This is a genomic window from Streptoverticillium olivoreticuli subsp. olivoreticuli, from assembly GCF_003391135.1.
Classification (GTDB): Bacteria; Actinomycetota; Actinomycetes; order Streptomycetales; family Streptomycetaceae; genus Streptomyces; species Streptomyces blastmyceticus.
Genome location: NZ_CP031455.1, coordinates 5153626 through 5170204, shown reverse-complemented (window position 1 = coordinate 5170204; position 16579 = coordinate 5153626). Strand labels below are relative to the sequence as shown.

The following is a 16579-nucleotide window of genomic DNA, read 5'->3' as shown; positions in this document are numbered from 1 at the left end:
TGTGGAGTGTCCCCATGAACGTCAAGACCGCTCGCCTGCACCGCCGCATCCCCGTCGTCGCCGGCCTCACCGCCGGTGGCGTCCTGCTGCTCGCCGGTCCCGCCTTCGCGCACGTCGGCGTGCAGCCCGGCACCGCCGAGAAGGGCGGCTACAGCACCATCGCCATCAAGGTGCCGAACGAGAAGGACAACGCCTCGACGGTGAAGCTGGAGCTCGACCTCGACCCCAAGCACCCGCTCGCCTCGGTCATGCCGCAGCCCGTGCCCGGCTGGGACATCAAGGTCGAGAAGTCCAAGCTCGACAAGCCGGTGAAGACGGACGACGGCACGGTCAACGAGGCCGTCACCAAGGTCACCTGGACCGGCGGCAAGATCGAGCCCGGTCAGTTCCAGCAGTTCCCGCTGTCGGTCGGCCAGCTGCCCACGGACGCCGACGAGCTGGTCTTCAAGGCGCTCCAGACCTACTCCGACGACGAGGTCGTCCGCTGGATCGACCCGTCCAAGCCGAACGGCCAGGAGGCCGAGCACCCGGCGCCGACGCTGAAGCTCGTCGCGAAGGCCGCCGACGCGGGCGGCGCCAAGAAGGCGGACGACAAGAGCAGCCAGACGGAGACGGCGGCGGAGAAGAGCGACGACTCCTCCGACACCACGGCCCGTGCGCTCGGCATCGCCGGCATCGTCGTCGGTGTCGCGGGCGTGGCCTTCGGCGTGCTCGCCGGACGCCGCCGTTCCGACGCCTGAGCCCCCGCCCCGCGAGGGTGCGAAACGCCTGACCGTACGCAGACCCGGACGTACGCCACCCGTACGCCCTGCGTAGGTTCGCTCCCAGACGCACGGACGACCGACCGGGGCGGCGCTCCCGACAGGGTGCCGCCGCCCCCGTACCCCTGACCGACCCCTGGAGAAGAGCTCCATGCGCACCAAGACCCTGGGTGCGGCGCTGGCGATAGCCGCCGCGCTCACCCTCACCGCCTGTGGCGGTGGTTCGGACGGCGGCGGCGACAAGCCCGTCGCCGACGTCTCCGCGGCCCCCAAGAAGGCCGCGATCACCCTGGACGCCCCGAAGGCCAAGCCCGACCTGGTCCTCACCGACACGTCCGAGAAGAAGTACGAGCTGGTCAAGGAGACCAAGGGGCACCCCGTGCTCCTCTACTTCGGCTACACCTACTGCCCCGACGTCTGCTCGACCGTCGTCGCCGACATGGCCGAGGCCGCGAAGAAGCTGCCGCAGGCCGACCGGGACAAGCTGAAGATCGTCTTCGTCACCACCGACCCCGATCGCGACACCCCCAAGCGGATGCGCGAGTGGCTCGACGCCCAGGGCGGTCAGGACATCGTCGGCCTGACCGGCGACTTCGAGACCATCCAGGCGGCCGCCAAGCCGCTCGGCATCCTGGTCGAGAAGGCGAAGAAGGAGAAGGACGGCTCCATCACCGTCAGCCATGGCGCCGAGGTCGTCGGCTTCTCGCCGAAGGACGACGGAGCCCACTGGATCTACACCGCAGAAACCACCGCAGCCCAGTACGCCAAGGATCTCCCGAAGATCATCAAGGGGGAGAACCCGTGATGCGCAAGTCCACCGCCGCCACCGCCGCCACCATGCCGCTCCTGCTCGCCGGGGGTCTGCTGCTGATCACCGGCTGCCAGTCGGAGAAGGACGCCCTGAAGTCCGACAAGGCCGAGCTGTCCGTCAGCGGCGCCTATCTGCCGCAGCCCGCGATGACCGACATGGCCGCCGCGTACCTCACCGTCAAGAACGACGGCGGCAAGGCCGACAAGCTCACCTCGGTCACCAGCCCGCTCTCCGGTGACATCACCATGCACACCACCGAGGGCTCGCAGATGAAGCACGCGGGCGAGCTGGAGGTGCCCGCGAACGGTGAGCTGAAGCTCGCCCGCGGCGGCACCCACCTGATGCTCGGCAAGCTCGACCACAAGCCCCAGGTCGGCGAGAAGGTCGAGTTCACGCTGCACTTCGCCACGTCCGGCGCGGTGAAGGTCCAGGTGCCGGTCGAGTCCACGACGTTCCGTCCCAAGGACTGACGTGTGATGAAGACCCTGACCACCGGGCGGCTGCCGGCCCTCCTCGGGATGCTGCTGGCCGCACTGCTGTGCGCCGCGGGCCCCGGTGCGGCCACCGCGTCGGCGCACGCCGCGCTGACCTCCACCGACCCGGCCGACGGTTCCGTGGTGCCGACCGCGCCCCAGCAGGTGAAGCTCACCTTCTCCGAGGGAGTCCTGCTGAACGGCGACTCCCTGCGGGTCCTCGACCCGCAGGGGGCGCGCGTCGACGAGGGCAGGCCCTCGCACGTGGGCGGCAGGTCCGGCACCGCGGCCGTGGGCCTGCGCGGCGGGATCGGCAACGGCACCTACACCGTGGCCTGGCAGGCCGTCTCCGCGGACAGCCACCCGGTGGCCGGGGCTTTCACCTTCTCCATCGGCGCACCCTCGAAGACGACGGCGAAGGTGACGACCACCAAGATCGACCCGACCGTCGACACGCTGTACGGCGTGGGGCGTTACGCGGCGTACGCCGGGTTCGTCCTGCTCGTCGGCGGCTGCGTCTTCGCCGGGGTCTGCCGCACCTCGCGCGCCGTGCAGCGGATCGCGGTCGGCGGCTGGATCGCCCTCTTCGCCTCAACGGCCGCGCTGATACTGCTGCGCGGCGCCTATACGACCGGCAAGGGCCCGGGCTCCGTCGTCGACCTCTCGCTGATCAGCGACGTGCTGGCCACCAAACCGGGGGCCGCGCTGCTGTCGCGGCTGCTCCTGCTGAGCGCCGCGGCCGTCTTCCTCGCCGTGCTCTTCGGCTCGTACACCCGCGGGGACGACGACCGCACCGCCGGGGAGCGACGCGACGTCGCCTACGGGCTCGCGATCGGCGGCGCCGTCGTCGCCATCGGGCTTGCGGCGACCTGGGCCATGGCCGAACACGCCTCGGCCGGGCTCCAGTCGTGGCTGGCGATGCCCGTCGACGTGCTGCACCTGCTGGGCGTCGCCGCGTGGCTCGGCGGACTGGCCGCGCTGCTGGCCACCCTGTGGACCGGCGAGGCGATCCCCCGTGCGGCCGTGCGGCGCTTCTCCCGGATCGCGTTCACCTCGGTGTGCGTCCTGGTGGCGACCGGGCTCTACCAGTCCTGGCGCCAGGTCGGCTCGTGGGGCGCGCTCACCGGCACGGAGTACGGGCGGCTGCTGCTGATCAAGGTCGGCCTGGTGACCGCTCTGGTCGGCATCGCGTACTTCTCGCGGCGCTGGACGCAACGGCTCACCGACCGCGCGGAACCGAAGAAGCCCCGGGCCACGGCGAAGGCCCCAAGGAACAGCGGCGCCTCACCCGAGCGCGCCGCCCAGCTCGCCCGGCAGCAGGCCGCGCTCGCGAAGGCCGCCGGACAGCGGCACCGCGACGCGGACGAGGGCCGCAGCGGACTGAGGCGCTCCGTGCTGGCCGAGACCGCCGTCGCCGTCGTCCTGCTCGCCGTCACCACCCTGCTCACCGGCACCCAGCCGGGGCGCTCGGAGACCGAGCAGAAGGAAGCGGGCGCGGCGGGCGCCGCCAACCCGGCCACCACGGGCCCGGCCGAGGTGAAGATCCCCTACGACACCGGCGGCACGAACGGGCGGGGCACGGCCACCGTCCGCGTCGACCCCGCGCGCTCCGGCGACAACACCCTCGACGTCACCGTGACCGACCCCACCGGCCGCGCCGTCGAGGTACCGGAGCTGGACGTGTCGTTCACCGAGACGCAGAAGAAGATCGGCCCACTGCGCACCACGCTCAAGCACATCGCCCCCGGCCGCTGGGAAGCCACCGGCTTCCAGCTCCCCATGGCCGGTGCATGGCAGCTCACCCTGACCGTACGGACCTCCGACATCGACCAGGTCACGGAGATCGGGAACGTGAAGATCAACTGATGACTGAACAGACCGAGATGAACGGAATGAGCCGTCGCCGGCTCCTGGGCACCGCCGGTGCGGCGGGTGCCGCCGGGCTCGTCGTGGGCGGCGCGGGCGGCGCGTTCGCCACCCAGGCCGCGCGGGACAGACCGGCCCCGCTCACCGGGGTCGGCACCAAGACCGTGCCGTTCCACGGGAAACACCAGGCGGGCATCGCCGACCCCGCGCAGGCGTGCGGTCAGCTGCTCGCCCTCGACCTCGTTCCCGGCGCCGACCGCAAGGCCGCGGCGGCACTGCTGCGGCGCTGGTCCGCGACGGCGGCCGAACTGACGGCGGGCAACGCGCCGAAGGGCGACGACACGGGCGTCGCGCTCGACGCGGGCCCCTCGTCCCTGACGGTCACCTTCGGCTTCGGCCGTACGTTCTTCGACCGGACCGGGCTGGCGGACAAGCGGCCCGCCGCGCTGGAACCGCTGCCCGCCTTCACCGCCGACGCGCTCGACGCCAAGCGCGGCGACGGCGACCTGTGGGTGCAGATCGGCGCCGACGACCCGCTCGTCGCCTTCCACGCGCTGCGGCTGATCCAGAAGCAGGCCGGGGACACCGCCCGCACGCGCTGGCAGATGAACGGCTTCAACCGGACGCCGGGCGCCACCGGCAAGCCGATGACCGGCCGCAATCTGATGGGCCAGATAGACGGCACGAACAACCCCAAGCCGTCGGACACCGACTTCGACGCGCGGATCTTCGTGCCGGAGGACTCCGGCGACTGGATGGCGGGCGGTTCCTACGCGGTCGTACGGCGCATCCGCATGCTGCTCGACAGCTGGGACCACCTGTCGCCGGCGCGCCAGGAGAAGGTGATCGGGCGGCGCAAGTCGGACGGGGCACCGCTGTCGGGCGGCACCGAGACGACGCCGGTCGACCTCAACAAGATCGGCGAGGACGGTTCGCTGGCCATCGCCGGGGACGCGCACATCCGCGTCGCGGCACCGGAGTCCAACCGGGGCGCGGCGATGCTCAGACGGGCGTTCTCGTACCACGACGGCTTCCTCGACGACGGCTCGCCGGACGCGGGCCTGCTCTTCATCGCCTGGCAGGCGGACCCGCGCAAGGGCTTCGTCCCGGTGCAGCGCAAGCTCGACCGGGGCGACGGCCTCTCCCGCTTCCTGCGCCACGAGTCGAGCGCCCTCTTCGCGGTGCCGGGCGGCTGCGCGCAGGACGAGTACGTGGGACAGCGGCTGCTGGAAGGGTGAACCGCGCTCCTCGGGCGCCCCCGTCACCCGGCGGGGCGCCCGAGGAGATCTGGGTAGTGTGGCGGGACCCGCCCGTACCCACCCCGAGGAGCGCAACGCGTGATGCCGGCCAGCCGCTACACCTATCTCGGACCCGAGGGCACCTTCACCGAGGCCGCCCTGCGCACCCTGCCGGAGGCGGCCACACGCGAGCTCGTGCCCATGGTCTCCGTGCCGGCCGCGCTCGACGCCGTACGGAACGGGGAGGCCGCGGCCGCGCTCGTGCCGATCGAGAACTCCGTCGAGGGCGGCGTCACCGCGACCCTCGACGAACTCGCCACCGGCGCACCGCTGATGATCTACCGCGAGGTGCTGCTCCGGATCGCCTTCGCGCTGCTCGTGCGCCCCGGCACCCAGCTCTCCGACATCAAGACCGTGACCGGCCACCCCGTGGCGCAGCCGCAGGTGCGCAACTGGCTGGCCGCACACCTGCCGGACGCGCTGTGGGAGTCCTCCGCGTCCAACGCGGACGGCGCGCGACTGGTGCAGGAGGGCCGCTACGACGCGGCGTTCGCGGGCGAGTTCGCGGCGGCGACGTACGGGCTGGAGCCGCTGGTCAAGGACATCCACGACGCGCAGAACGCGCAGACCCGCTTCGTGCTGGCCGGGCGTCCCGCGCGGCCCTCGGCACGCACCGGCTCGGACCGCACGTCGCTGGTCGTCTGGCTCGGCGACGACCACCCGGGCGCGCTGCTGGAGCTGTTGCAGGAGTTCGCGGCGCGCGGGGTGAACCTGATGCGGATCGAATCGCGGCCGACCGGCGAGGGCATGGGCCGCTACTGCTTCTCGGTGGACTGCGAGGGCCACATCACCGACCGCCGCGTCGGCGAGGCGCTGATGGGCCTCAAGCGGACGTTCCCGAAGGTGCGTTTCCTGGGCTCGTACCCGCGGGCGGGCGCGGACGCGGCGTCGCCGCTGCGGCCCGGGACGTCGGACAGTGCGTTTGTTTCCGCGGCGGAGTGGGTGGCGCGCTGTGCGGATGGGGGGGCCGCGTAGGGGGGTTGCGCTCCGTTTTTGTCTGCGGGTGCGTTGCCGCCTGCGGCGGGAGCGCCCTTGGGGGTCCCCCCGGACGGAGTCTGGGGGAGCGTCCTCAAACGCCGGACGGGCTGGTTTTGGCTAGCCACCGTCCTCGTCATGATCCACATGGTTATCCACAGGATCCGTCTCGACCTGGGGATAAGTCGACAGAGTGAGGCATCGAAAGCCTTCCCCGGAGGGGTCGACGTCGACAAATCGCTCTAACCACAGGTCCGTCATCCACAGCGCCAAGCCCCACCCTGCGTGCCCCAACACCCCTCACCCGTCAGCCGAATCCGGGCAATCAACTCTTTAGAGCGAGGGAATACCACCCGAATGAGTGGCTAAGCGGGGTTTGGCCGGGCAATCCATGGCTCAGGACAGACCCGGATGGAACGTTCGATTCCAGCGTCCACAGATTTCACGCACAGCCTGTGGACAAAGAAACCGGAGGATCCGGCTCCTGTGGACAACATCTCCGCCAACTCCCGCCTCCCACAAGGCCGATCACCCCACCCGGCCGCCCCTATGTCCCTTTTCGCCAAAAGCGCTGGAATTTCCCGACCCGGCCTCGGGCCCGGTTATTCACAGCCCTTTCCACTCTCCTCAAAATGGGGCAAAACGCAACGAAGAGGAATATCGCGTCGAGTGATCGCGCCCGCAACGGTAGCCTGGTGGGGTGATTGACCTTCGCCTGCTTCGTGAGGACCCCGACCGTGTGCGCGCCTCCCAGCGCGCCCGTGGAGAGGACGTCGACGTCGTCGACGCGCTGCTCTCCGCCGACGAACGGCGCAGGTCGTCCGGCGTCCGCTTCGATGAACTCCGCTCCGAGCAGAAGTCGCTCGGCAAGCTCATCCCCAAGGCCTCCGGTGACGAGAAGACCGAGCTGCTGAAGAAGGCCGGCGAACTCTCCGCCGCCGTCAAGGCGGCCGACGCCGAGCAGGACGAGGCCGCCGCCGAGGCGCAGCGCCTCCTGCTGCAGATCGGCAACATCGTCCACCCGGACGTGCCGCGCGGCGGCGAGGACGACTTCGTCGTCCTGGAGACCGTCGGCACCCCGCGCGACTTCGCCGCCGAGGGCTTCGAGCCGAAGGACCACCTGGAGCTCGGCCAGTCGCTCGGCGCCATCGACGTCGAGCGCGGCGCCAAGGTGTCCGGCTCGCGCTTCTACTACCTGACGGGTGTCGGCGCGCTGCTGGAGCTCGCCCTCGTCAACGCCGCCATCGCGCAGGCCACCGCGGCCGGCTTCACCCCGATGCTCACCCCCGCGCTGGTCAAGCCGCGCGCCATGGAAGGCACCGGCTTCCTCGGCCAGGCCGCGCAGGACGTCTACCACCTGGAGAAGGACGACTTCTATCTGGTGGGCACCTCCGAGGTGCCGCTCGCGGCGTACCACATGGACGAGATCCTGGACGCGTCGCAGCTGCCCCTGCGTTACGCCGGCTTCTCGCCGTGCTTCCGCCGCGAGGCCGGCACGTACGGCAAGGACACCCGCGGCATCTTCCGCGTACACCAGTTCGACAAGGTCGAGATGTTCTCGTACGTCGCGCCGGAGGACTCCGAGGCGGAGCACGCGCGCCTGCTGGAGTGGGAGAAGCAGTGGCTGAACAGCCTGGAGCTGCCCTACCAGGTGATCGACGTCGCCACGGGTGACCTGGGCTCGTCCGCGTCGCGCAAGTTCGACTGCGAGGCGTGGATCCCCACCCAGGGGAAGTACCGCGAGCTGACTTCGACCTCCAACTGCGACGAGTTCCAGGCGCGCCGCCTGTCGGTGCGCCTGCGCGACGGCAAGACCGTCAAGCCGCTGGCGACGCTCAACGGCACGCTCTGCGCCGTACCGCGCACCATCGTCGCCCTCCTGGAGAACCACCAGCAGGCCGACGGCACCGTGCGCGTGCCCGAGGTGCTCCGCCCGTACCTGGGCGGCCGGGAGATCCTGGAGCCTGTCACCAAGTGAGCGAGTTGCCCTACCGCCTGATCGCCACCGATCTCGACGGCACGCTGCTGCGCTCCGACGACACCGTCTCGGAGCGCACCCGCGCCGCGCTCGAACGGGTGACGGCGGCGGGCGCCTCGCACATCATCGTCACCGGGCGCTCCGTCCCGTGGACGAAGCACATCCTCGACTCCCTGGACTACCAGGGCCTCGCGGTATGCGGTCAGGGCGCGCAGGTTTACCACGCCGGTGAGCACAGACTGCTGACGTCGGTGACGCTCGACCGGCAGCTCGCCGCGCTGGCGCTCGCCAAGATCGAGGCGGAGGTCGGGCCGCTGTACCTCGCGGCCAGCCGCGACGGCATGGACGGCGAGGTCCTGATCGGCCCCGGCTACCGCATCCAGGAGGGCCCGCTGCCGGCCGTCCCGATCACGGACCCCTCCGAGCTGTGGGCCGCGCCCCTGAACAAGCTCTACCTCCAGCACCCCGACCTGGACGACGACGGCCTCGCCGGGATCGCGCGGGCGGTCGCCGGTGACCTGGTGGGCGTGACCATGGCGGGCGCCGGCATCGTCGAACTGCTGCCGCTGGGCCTGAGCAAGGCCACCGGCCTCTCCCTGGCCGCCCGCCGCCTCGGCATGAAGGCGGCGGACACGATCGCCTTCGGCGACATGCCGAACGACGTGCCGATGTTCGCCTGGGCGGCGCACGGCGTGGCGATGGCCAACGCGCACCCGGAGCTCAAGGCCGTCGCCGACGAGGTCACGGACTCGAACGAGGACGACGGCATCGCGACGGTGCTGGAGCGACTCTTCGGCTGACGCCGGTTCTTCGCCCGCGGAGGGGCCCACAGACCCTCCGCAGGTGCTCGACGCCGGCGGAGAAGTTCCACGGCGGGCGGCCCCGCGTCAGCGGCCCGCACGCCAGCCCGATCGCCAGCGCGATCGCGTGGCCGACGTCCGTGTATGTCCCGCCGGTCACCAGCGGCACCGCGAAGAAGAGCACCGCGCCCGCCAGATACAGCCACCGCCAGGGCCGCGGCACGCGGTAGGTGAGGATCCCGGCCGCCGCCGCGAGCCCGTACGAGACGCCTATGTCGACAACGTGCTTCATCGAGCGCGGCAGCGAGTGGTGCTCGATCGACAGCAGGACGACGTCCTGGCTCACGAGCGTGGCCACGACGTGTGCGACGGCGACGGTGAAGAGCCAGCGCAGGGTGCCGATCCAGCGTTCGACGTTGGCGTGGAAGATCTCGAAGAGCGCGACATAGAGCAGGAACGACGAGGGGTTCTCGATCCAGAAGCCGCTGATCAGCAGCGACTGCAGGGGATGCTTGTTCAGCTCGTGGATGTTGCTGCTGTTCCGGTGCAGGAGGAAGATCTCCAGGTCCCGGCTGGCGGCGGCGATCACGAGGCTGGTGACGCCGATGATCAACAGCCAGATGTGGGTGCCCGGGGCCGAGCGGACCCAGGCGGTGATCCGGTTGTACATCAGGGCGTACGGCTGGCGGTGGGCCATCATTCGACGGTAGCCCGGGTGGGCCTTGCGCGCAGTTGTAGGATGACTGGGCAACCGGGTGAGTCCGAGAGAGCGTCAAAGCGTCAAGAGGAGCAGCGGAATGGCACTGCGTGCGGCGGGACGGCAGTCCCTGGTGGACACCGTCGTGGATCAGCTGCGTGCGCAGGTCGCCGCCGGGGAGTGGAAGGTCGGCGAGCGCATCCCGACCGAGCACGCGCTCGCCGAGCAGCTCCAGGTCGGGCGGAACACCGTCCGAGAGGCGGTCCGCGTCCTCGTGCACGCCGGGATGCTGCGCTCCCGCCAGGGCGAGGGCACCTTCGTCGTCTCCATGGCCGACCCCGCCGAGATCATGCGCGGCGTGCAGCGCGCGGGCGTGCGGGACGTGCTGGAGCTGCGCATCGCCCTGGAGGCGGAGGCCGCCCGGCTCGCGGCGCTGCGGCACGAACCCGCCGACCTGGAGCGGATGCGGGTCGCGCTGGAGGCGCAGACGGCCTTCGAGGACGCCGAGGGCCAGCCCGACTCGGGCAATCTGGAGCTCTACGCGGACCACGACATCGCCTTCCACAAGGCGGTCGTGGAGGCCGCGCACAACAGCGCGCTGACCGCCACGTACTCCTGGTTCAGCAGCTCGGTGCGCGAGGCGCTGGTCACCGCGCTGGGCGACCGCGAGATGCCGCGCATCATCCACGGCGACCACCACGCCCTCATGGCCGCCATCGCCTCCGGTGACCCGGACGCGGCGGCGCACGCCTGCCGCCTGTTGCTCGAACGGCCGAAGCAGGCGGTGGAGTCGCTGCTCGCGGAGGACTGACCCCCGCTTCTCCCGTACGGCCCGCTCACACGCCCCCGCTCGCATGCCCGGCCGTACGCCCTCACGTGCCCCCGCACCTCCTTCGGAAAGGCCCCCATGTCGGAAACGAGGTCGCAAGCACCGCTGATCGACGCGGAGACCGTCACGGAAGAAGCCGTGGCCGCGCAGGAGTTCGCGCCACCCGCGGCCGCCGCCCGGCGGATGCGGGCCCATCCCCTGCTCGTCCTGCTCGGCATCGTCCTGGCGTCGCTCAACATGCGGGCCGCGCTGGCCGGGGTGTCGCCACTGCTCGGCGAGATCGGCGACCACTTCCACCTGGCGGCGACCGCGAGCAGTCTGGTGACCACCATTCCGCTCGTCTTCATGGGGCTCGGCTCGATCCTCGCGCCGAAACTGGCCCGCCGGTGGGGCACGGAGGCGGTGCTCTGCGGCGCGCTCGTCCTGCTGTGCGGGGGCATCCTGCTGCGCGTCGCGCCGCCGGTCGTCGCGCTGTTCGTCGGCTGCGCGCTCGTGGGCACGGCGATAGCCCTGCTCAACGTCCTGATGCCCGGCCTGATCAAGCGGGACTTCCCCGAGCGGGCGGCGGGCATGACCGCGCTCTACTCGACCGCGATGATCCTCGGCGCCACCGTCTCCGCCGCCAGTGCCGTGCCGCTGGAGGACGCGCTCGGCGGCTGGCAGGGCTCCCTCGCCTCCTGGGCGGTGCTGGCGGCCGTCGCGGCGGCCGTGTGGGCCCCGCAGGTCGTCCTCTCCCGCAGCGCCTCCCGTGAGGCCGCGGCAGGCGCTCCGGGGGCCGCGGCGGCGCCCCGGACCGCCGAGGACGGGCCGAAGCTGACCCGCACCCCGCTGGCCTGGCAGATCACCCTCTTCATGGGCTCGCAGTCGCTCGTGGCGTACGTCGTCATCGCCTGGCTGCCGACGATCTTCACCGACCACGGGATGAGCAAGGCGCAGGCCGGTCTCGTCTTCGCGTTCAGCACCCTGGTGCAGGCGGTCGGTTCGTTCGTGGTGCCGATGCTGGCGGGCCGGATGCGCTCCCAGCGGTCGCTGGCGGTCGGCGTCGTGACGCTGATGGCGGCGGGCGTCGCGGGGCTGCTCGTGGCCCCGGTCGGCGGTGCCTGGCTCTGGGCGACACTGCTCGGCGTGGGACAGGGCGGCGCGCTGGGGCTCGCGCTGACGATGATGGTGCTGCGCACCCGTGACGCGCACACGGCGGCCCGGCTCTCCGGCATGGCACAGACCTGGGGCTATCTGCTCGCGGCCGTCGGCCCGTTCGCCCTCGGCGCCGTGCACCAGGCCACCGGCGGCTGGACCGTGCCGATCGTGGTGCTGCTCGTGGTGTGCGCGGGTCTGCTGGGTCTCGGGCTGGGAGCCGGGCGCGATCGGAAGATCTGAGACGTTGGGATGACAGGGAGGCCCCCGGGGCCTCCCACCCGTCACGAGGAGAGCGCCACCCATGTACGTGCCTTCCCGGATCACCGTCCCCGCCGAACTGGCGGGCTTCCACGACACCTTCGACGGGGAGGTGGGCCGCGCCTGGGTCGCCGCCCTGCCGGACCTGGCGGCCGACTTCCTGGGCCGCTGGGAGCTGCGGCTCGACGGCCCCGCCTCGCACGGCATGGTCGCGCTCGTCCTGCCCGTGCGGCGCGCGGACGGCACTCCGGCCGCGCTCAAGCTCCAGCCGGTGACCGACGAGAGCGTCGACGAACCGGCCGCGCTGCGCGCGTGGGGCGGCGACGGCGCGGTCGCCCTCCTCGACCACGACGCCGAGTCCGGCACGATGCTGCTGGAGCGGCTGGACGCCGGGCGTTCGCTGCTGTCCGTGCCGGACGCCGAGGACGCCGTCCGTACGCTCTCCGAGTTGCTCGCCCGGCTGGTGAAGACGCCTCCGCCGGCCGGGCTGCGCACGCTGACCGACATCGCGGGCGCGATGCTCGCCGAAGTGCCCGCCGCCCTCCCGTCCCTGCCCGACGCCGCCGACCGCAGGATGCTGGCCGACTGCGCGGGCGCCGTACGGGACGTGGCCGCCGAGCCCGGCGAAGGGCGGCTGCTGCACTGGGACCTGCACTACGCGAACGTGCTGGCGCCGCTGCCCGGTTCCGGGCGGGAGCCCTGGCTGGCCATCGACCCCAAACCGCTCGTGGGCGACCCGGGGTTCGAGCTGCTGCCCGCCCTGCACGACCGCTGGGACGACCTCACCGCGACCGGTGACGTGGAGCGGGCGATCCTGCGCCGCTTCGACCTGATGACCGAGGTGCTCGGCCTGGACCGGCGGCGCGCGGCGCGCTGGACGCTCGGGCGGGTGCTCCAGAACGCCCTGTGGGACATAGAGGACGCCGAGGACGGCGAGGTGATCGCGCTCTCGCCCGTGCAGTGGGAGATAGCGCGAGCACTGCTCGACGCGCGTGTGTGAGCGTCTTTGAGCGAGTAATTTGCGCGATGTAAGGGGCGGTCTCCCTGGGAGACCGCCCCTTACATCGCGCGCCGTTCGCCGCTCGTCACTCCTCGCCGGCGAGCGTGAGCGTGCGCAGCTTCCGGCTCGCGTACCAGGTCGCCGCGGTGGTCACACCGATCAGCAGGGTGAGGGCGAGGGGCAGGCCGACGTCCGAGGTGATCGCGCCCTCCGCGCCGATCTTCTGGGCGAGGGCGAGGGACCACTGCTGGACGCTGAGCGTGCGGGCGCCCGGGATGAGGCTGCCGAAGAGCGACTCCCACACCAGGGCGTAGACCAGGCCGGCCACGACGGCGTGCCGGGTGACGGTGCCCAGCAGCAGGAAGATCGCGCTGTAGGCCACGGAGGCGACCGCGGCGGCCGCCGCGTAGGCGACGGCGATCTGCTGGCTGTTGCCGTTCAGCACGAAGCCGGCGATCAGGGTGGGCACCGCGGAGAAGACCACGGTGACGCCGATGGCGACGATCAGCTTGGTGAGGATGACCGTGTGGCGCTTGACGGGCTTGGAGAGGAGATAGATCACCGAGCCGTCGTCGATCTCCGGGCCGATCGCGCCCGTACCGGCGATCACGCCGATGAGCGGCACCATGGTGGCCAGCGCGAAGCCGCCCAGGACATTGGCCGCGGTGCCGTCGTCGGCTCCGGTCAGCACGCGGATGACGACGGAGATGACGATCAGGAGGGCGGGCAGCGCGAAGAGGATGAAGGCACGGCGGCGGCCGAGGAGCCCCCGGTAGGTGAGCCGGGCGACGGTCGGGTGATACATGGCGTCAAGGCTCCTTTCAGGCCGCTACGAGATAGGAGAAGACCGATTCCAGGGACTCGTCCGAGGGCGAGACCGTCAGGAGCCGGATGCCGTGCGCGCGGGCGAGCCGCGGCAGCAGGGTGGTGAAGCGGTCGAAGTCGACCGCCTGGACGCGCAGGGCGCCTTCGTGGACGTCCACCTCGATGCCCGAGGTCGACGGGTCGGCGATGAGGGCGGCGGCCAGGGCCCGGTCGTCGCTGGAGCGCACGAGATAGCGGTGCGGCCGGTCCGTCATCAGCCGGCGGATCTTGCGGAAGTCGCCGGAGGCCGCGTGCCGGCCCGCGACGACGACCTCGATGTGGGCGGCGAGCTGCTCGACCTCTTCGAGGATGTGGGAGGAGAACAGCACGGTGCGGCCCTGCGCGCCCATCTGGCGCAGCAGCTCCATCAGTTGCATGCGCTGGCGCGGGTCCATGCCGTTGAACGGCTCGTCGAGGAGGAGCACGGCCGGCTCGTGGACGAGCGCGGAGGCCATCTTCACCCGCTGGCGCATGCCCTTGCTGTACGTGTCGATCCTGCGGTCCTGCGCATACTCCATCTCGACCGTGGCGAGCGCCCGTTGGGCCTCCTTGGCACCCAGGCCGTGCAGCTCGGCGTTGGCGCGGACGAACTCCAGGCCGGTGAGGAAGTCGTACATCGCCTCGCGCTCGGGGACGATGCCGATGTGGCGGTAGACCTGCTCGTTGCGCCAGATGGTCGCCCCGTCGAGGGTGACCGTGCCGGTGGAGGGCGCGAGGAAGCCGCCCATCATGTTGATGAGGGTGGACTTCCCGGCGCCGTTGGGGCCGAGCAGGCCGGTGACGCCGGGGCCGACGGTCATGGAGACGTCGTTGACGGCGACCACGTTGCCGAACCAGCGGGAGACGTTGTCGATGTGGAGGACTGTCACAGCCCGACCTTTCGGTAGCGGCGCATGAGCAGCCCGAAGGATCCGGCGATCAGCGCGAGCAGGACGACGACGTAGACGACGCCGGCTCCGGTGCCGGGGCCGTTGCCGCCGGGGAAGGCGGACGTGGCGGAGAGGAACGCCGTCTGCACCCCGTCGATCAGCGTGATCGGCGAGAACAGGCCGATCCAGCCGATCGCGTCGGTGTTGTCACGGGCGAGGGCGATGCCCTGCACGGTGCTGACCGCGCCGTAGGAGATCGTCAGCACGGCGATGACGGCGGCGACCCCGAAGCCGCGGCGCGGGGTGACGGCGGCGACCACCAGGCCGAGGCCGGCGAAGAGGAGGGACAGCAGCACGACGGAGACCAGTCCTTGCGCGAAGCCCTCCGTCTGCGTGGCGAAGTCCAGCTTGGCGAGCAGGGCGCCCACGTAGAGGATCAGCAGGGGAGCGGCGGTGAGGAGGAACAGGGCCGAGGCCATGGCGGCGAACTTGGCCACCACATAGTCGACGCGTTCGATCGGGCGGGAGAAGTAGAGCGGGATCGACTTGAAGCGCAGGTCGCGCGAGACGGACTGCGGGGCCTGGGCGGCGAGGTAGAGGCCGATGACCGCCTGGAGGACGATCGCGTAACGCGTGTACTCCAGCGGCAGTTTGGTCGCCTTCGTCGCCACGGCGACGGCGACCATGATGGCGGCGGGGGCGCACATCACCCCGAAGAGGGTCATCGGCAGGACCTTGGACTTCGTCGAGCGCCCGAGGCCGTACGCGCCGCGCAGGCTCTGCGAGAAGAGCGAGCGGCGGGCGTAGGCGCGGCCGAGGCGGGCTCCGGAGTAGTTGCGGTAGCCGATGTTGTGGATGACGTCCTGGGCGGGCGCCGTGAGGCTCTCAGGCGGCATCGGAGCTGCCCCTTTCGTGTGCGCTGTCGGCGGTCTGGAAGACCTCCGCGATGCGGTGCCTGCGCTGTTCCATGCGGACCAGACCGAGGCCGAGGTCGGTCACCGCGTCGCGCACGGTGTCGTAGGTGTCGTCGCCGGTGACGTCCACCAGGACGACGTGGCCGGAGCCGGCCGCGGCGAACTCGGCGGCGCGGCCCACGGGCTGGACGGTCAGACCGGCCGCGGCCAGCGCCCCGATGAGGGCGGCGGTGCCGTCCGGGCACGCGTCGGAGTCCGTGACCTCGACCGCGAGGGAGCCCGTGGCCTGGGTGAACTCGGCGGTGGAGGAGGACCGCAGCAGTTTGCCGCCGTCGATGACGACGACCTGGTCGCAGGTGCGCTCCAGCTCGCCGAGCAGGTGGGAGGTGACCAGGACCGAGATACCGAAGTCGGTGTGCACGCGGCGGATCAGGGCGAGCATCTCGTCGCGGCCGACCGGGTCGAGGCCGTTGGTCGGCTCGTCCAGCAGCACCAGCTGGGGGTCGTGGACGAGCGCCTGGGCCAGCTTCACCCGCTGCTTCATGCCCGTCGAATAGCCGCCGATGGGGCGGTACCGCTCCTCGTAGAGCCCCACGTGGCGCAGGGTGTCGGCGGTGCGCTCGCGGGCGGCGGTGGCGGGCAGCCCGGACATCCGCGCCATGTGGACGACGAACTCGGTCGCCGACACGTCCGGCGGCAGGCAGTCGTGCTCGGGCATATAGCCGACCCGCTCCCGGATGGCGCCGCCCTCGGTCGCGACGTCGAGGCCGAGCACGGTGGCGCGGCCCTCGGTGGCCGGGGACAGGCCGAGCAGGATCTTGATCAGCGTGGACTTGCCGGCTCCGTTGGCACCCACCAGGCCGGTCACGCCCGGCGTGATGTCGACGGACAGCCGGTCGAGCGCGGTCACCCGGGGGAACCGCTTGCTGAGGCTTTCGGTAGCGATCACAGTCACGCCTTCGACGTTAGTGGCGCGCGCCACAGCAGTCGTCAGACCAGATGAGGGGATGCGTGTAGTCCTCGGGTCTGACCCGCCCGTAGGGGGGCGG

Annotated in this window: 16 protein-coding genes; 11 read left to right on the top strand and 5 right to left on the bottom strand. The window is 71.4% G+C overall.

The features are described 5' to 3' along the window. The first annotated feature begins 14 nt into the window (after nucleotides 1-14). The 8 genes from DXZ73_RS22695 to DXZ73_RS22655 all read left to right on the top strand — a co-directional run bounded on the left by DXZ73_RS22695 (nucleotide 15) and on the right by DXZ73_RS22655 (nucleotide 8962). The gene (locus tag DXZ73_RS22695) at nucleotides 15-740 is read left to right on the top strand and encodes a YcnI family protein (protein WP_116212922.1); all 726 of its coding nucleotides are present in this window, start codon (nucleotides 15-17) and stop codon (nucleotides 738-740) included. A gap of 172 nt (nucleotides 741-912) precedes the next feature. Further along, nucleotides 913-1566, top strand: coding sequence for an SCO family protein (locus DXZ73_RS22690; RefSeq protein WP_116212921.1), 654 nt, complete (start codon nucleotides 913-915; stop codon nucleotides 1564-1566). Continuing rightward, on the top strand, nucleotides 1566-2042 hold the full coding sequence (locus DXZ73_RS22685; protein ID WP_116212920.1) for a copper chaperone PCu(A)C: 477 nt from the start codon (nucleotides 1566-1568) through the stop codon (nucleotides 2040-2042). The genes DXZ73_RS22690 and DXZ73_RS22685 overlap by 1 nt, the downstream gene beginning before the upstream one ends. 6 nt (nucleotides 2043-2048) lie before the next feature. Continuing rightward, a complete protein-coding gene (locus tag DXZ73_RS22680; RefSeq protein ID WP_116212919.1) occupies nucleotides 2049-3911 on the top strand; it encodes a FixH family protein in 1863 nt (620 codons plus the stop codon). Next, nucleotides 3911-5149, top strand: a complete 1239-nt coding sequence (gene efeB, locus DXZ73_RS22675; protein WP_205519205.1) for an iron uptake transporter deferrochelatase/peroxidase subunit — start codon at nucleotides 3911-3913, stop codon at nucleotides 5147-5149. Before DXZ73_RS22680 ends, efeB begins: the two co-directional genes overlap by 1 nt. Nucleotides 5150-5251: 102 nt before the next feature. Next, the gene (gene pheA, locus DXZ73_RS22670; protein WP_116212918.1) at nucleotides 5252-6184 is read left to right on the top strand and encodes a prephenate dehydratase; all 933 of its coding nucleotides are present in this window, start codon (nucleotides 5252-5254) and stop codon (nucleotides 6182-6184) included. Between the two features lie 700 nt (nucleotides 6185-6884). Beyond that, on the top strand, nucleotides 6885-8162 hold the full coding sequence (gene serS, locus DXZ73_RS22660; protein ID WP_116212916.1) for a serine--tRNA ligase: 1278 nt from the start codon (nucleotides 6885-6887) through the stop codon (nucleotides 8160-8162). After that, nucleotides 8159-8962, top strand: coding sequence for an HAD family hydrolase (locus tag DXZ73_RS22655; RefSeq protein WP_116212915.1), 804 nt, complete (start codon nucleotides 8159-8161; stop codon nucleotides 8960-8962). The genes serS and DXZ73_RS22655 overlap by 4 nt, the downstream gene beginning before the upstream one ends. On the opposite strand, the gene DXZ73_RS22650 is transcribed toward DXZ73_RS22655, so the two are convergent. Further along, nucleotides 8904-9659, bottom strand: coding sequence for a rhomboid-like protein (locus DXZ73_RS22650; protein WP_338059134.1), 756 nt, complete (start codon nucleotides 9657-9659; stop codon nucleotides 8904-8906). The genes DXZ73_RS22655 and DXZ73_RS22650 overlap by 59 nt on opposite strands. Nucleotides 9660-9759: 100 nt before the next feature. Between DXZ73_RS22650 and DXZ73_RS22645 the strand changes: the two genes are divergently transcribed. The 3 genes from DXZ73_RS22645 (at nucleotide 9760) to DXZ73_RS22635 (ending at nucleotide 12883) form a co-directional block, all read left to right on the top strand. Next, a complete protein-coding gene (locus tag DXZ73_RS22645) occupies nucleotides 9760-10470 on the top strand; it encodes a FadR/GntR family transcriptional regulator (RefSeq protein ID WP_116212914.1) in 711 nt (236 codons plus the stop codon). Nucleotides 10471-10566: 96 nt separating this feature from the next. After that, the gene (locus DXZ73_RS22640) at nucleotides 10567-11865 is read left to right on the top strand and encodes a CynX/NimT family MFS transporter (protein WP_116212913.1); all 1299 of its coding nucleotides are present in this window, start codon (nucleotides 10567-10569) and stop codon (nucleotides 11863-11865) included. A gap of 61 nt (nucleotides 11866-11926) precedes the next feature. Then, a complete protein-coding gene (locus tag DXZ73_RS22635; RefSeq protein WP_116212912.1) occupies nucleotides 11927-12883 on the top strand; it encodes an aminoglycoside phosphotransferase family protein in 957 nt (318 codons plus the stop codon). Nucleotides 12884-12968: 85 nt separating this feature from the next. On the opposite strand, the gene DXZ73_RS22630 is transcribed toward DXZ73_RS22635, so the two are convergent. Genes DXZ73_RS22630 through DXZ73_RS22615 form a run of 4 tightly spaced genes read right to left on the bottom strand, consistent with a single transcriptional unit; the run spans nucleotide 12969 to nucleotide 16485 of the window. Beyond that, a complete protein-coding gene (locus tag DXZ73_RS22630; protein WP_116212911.1) occupies nucleotides 12969-13688 on the bottom strand; it encodes an ABC transporter permease in 720 nt (239 codons plus the stop codon). Between the two features lie 16 nt (nucleotides 13689-13704). Next, nucleotides 13705-14616, bottom strand: coding sequence for an ABC transporter ATP-binding protein (locus DXZ73_RS22625; protein WP_116212910.1), 912 nt, complete (start codon nucleotides 14614-14616; stop codon nucleotides 13705-13707). Beyond that, nucleotides 14613-15512 (bottom strand): ABC transporter permease subunit, encoded by a 900-nt coding sequence (locus DXZ73_RS22620; protein WP_116212909.1) that lies wholly within the window; start codon nucleotides 15510-15512, stop codon nucleotides 14613-14615. Before DXZ73_RS22620 ends, DXZ73_RS22625 begins: the two co-directional genes overlap by 4 nt. Continuing rightward, nucleotides 15502-16485, bottom strand: a complete 984-nt coding sequence (locus DXZ73_RS22615; RefSeq protein ID WP_240351439.1) for an ABC transporter ATP-binding protein — start codon at nucleotides 16483-16485, stop codon at nucleotides 15502-15504. The genes DXZ73_RS22620 and DXZ73_RS22615 overlap by 11 nt, the downstream gene beginning before the upstream one ends. Between the last annotated feature and the right edge of the window lie 94 nt (nucleotides 16486-16579).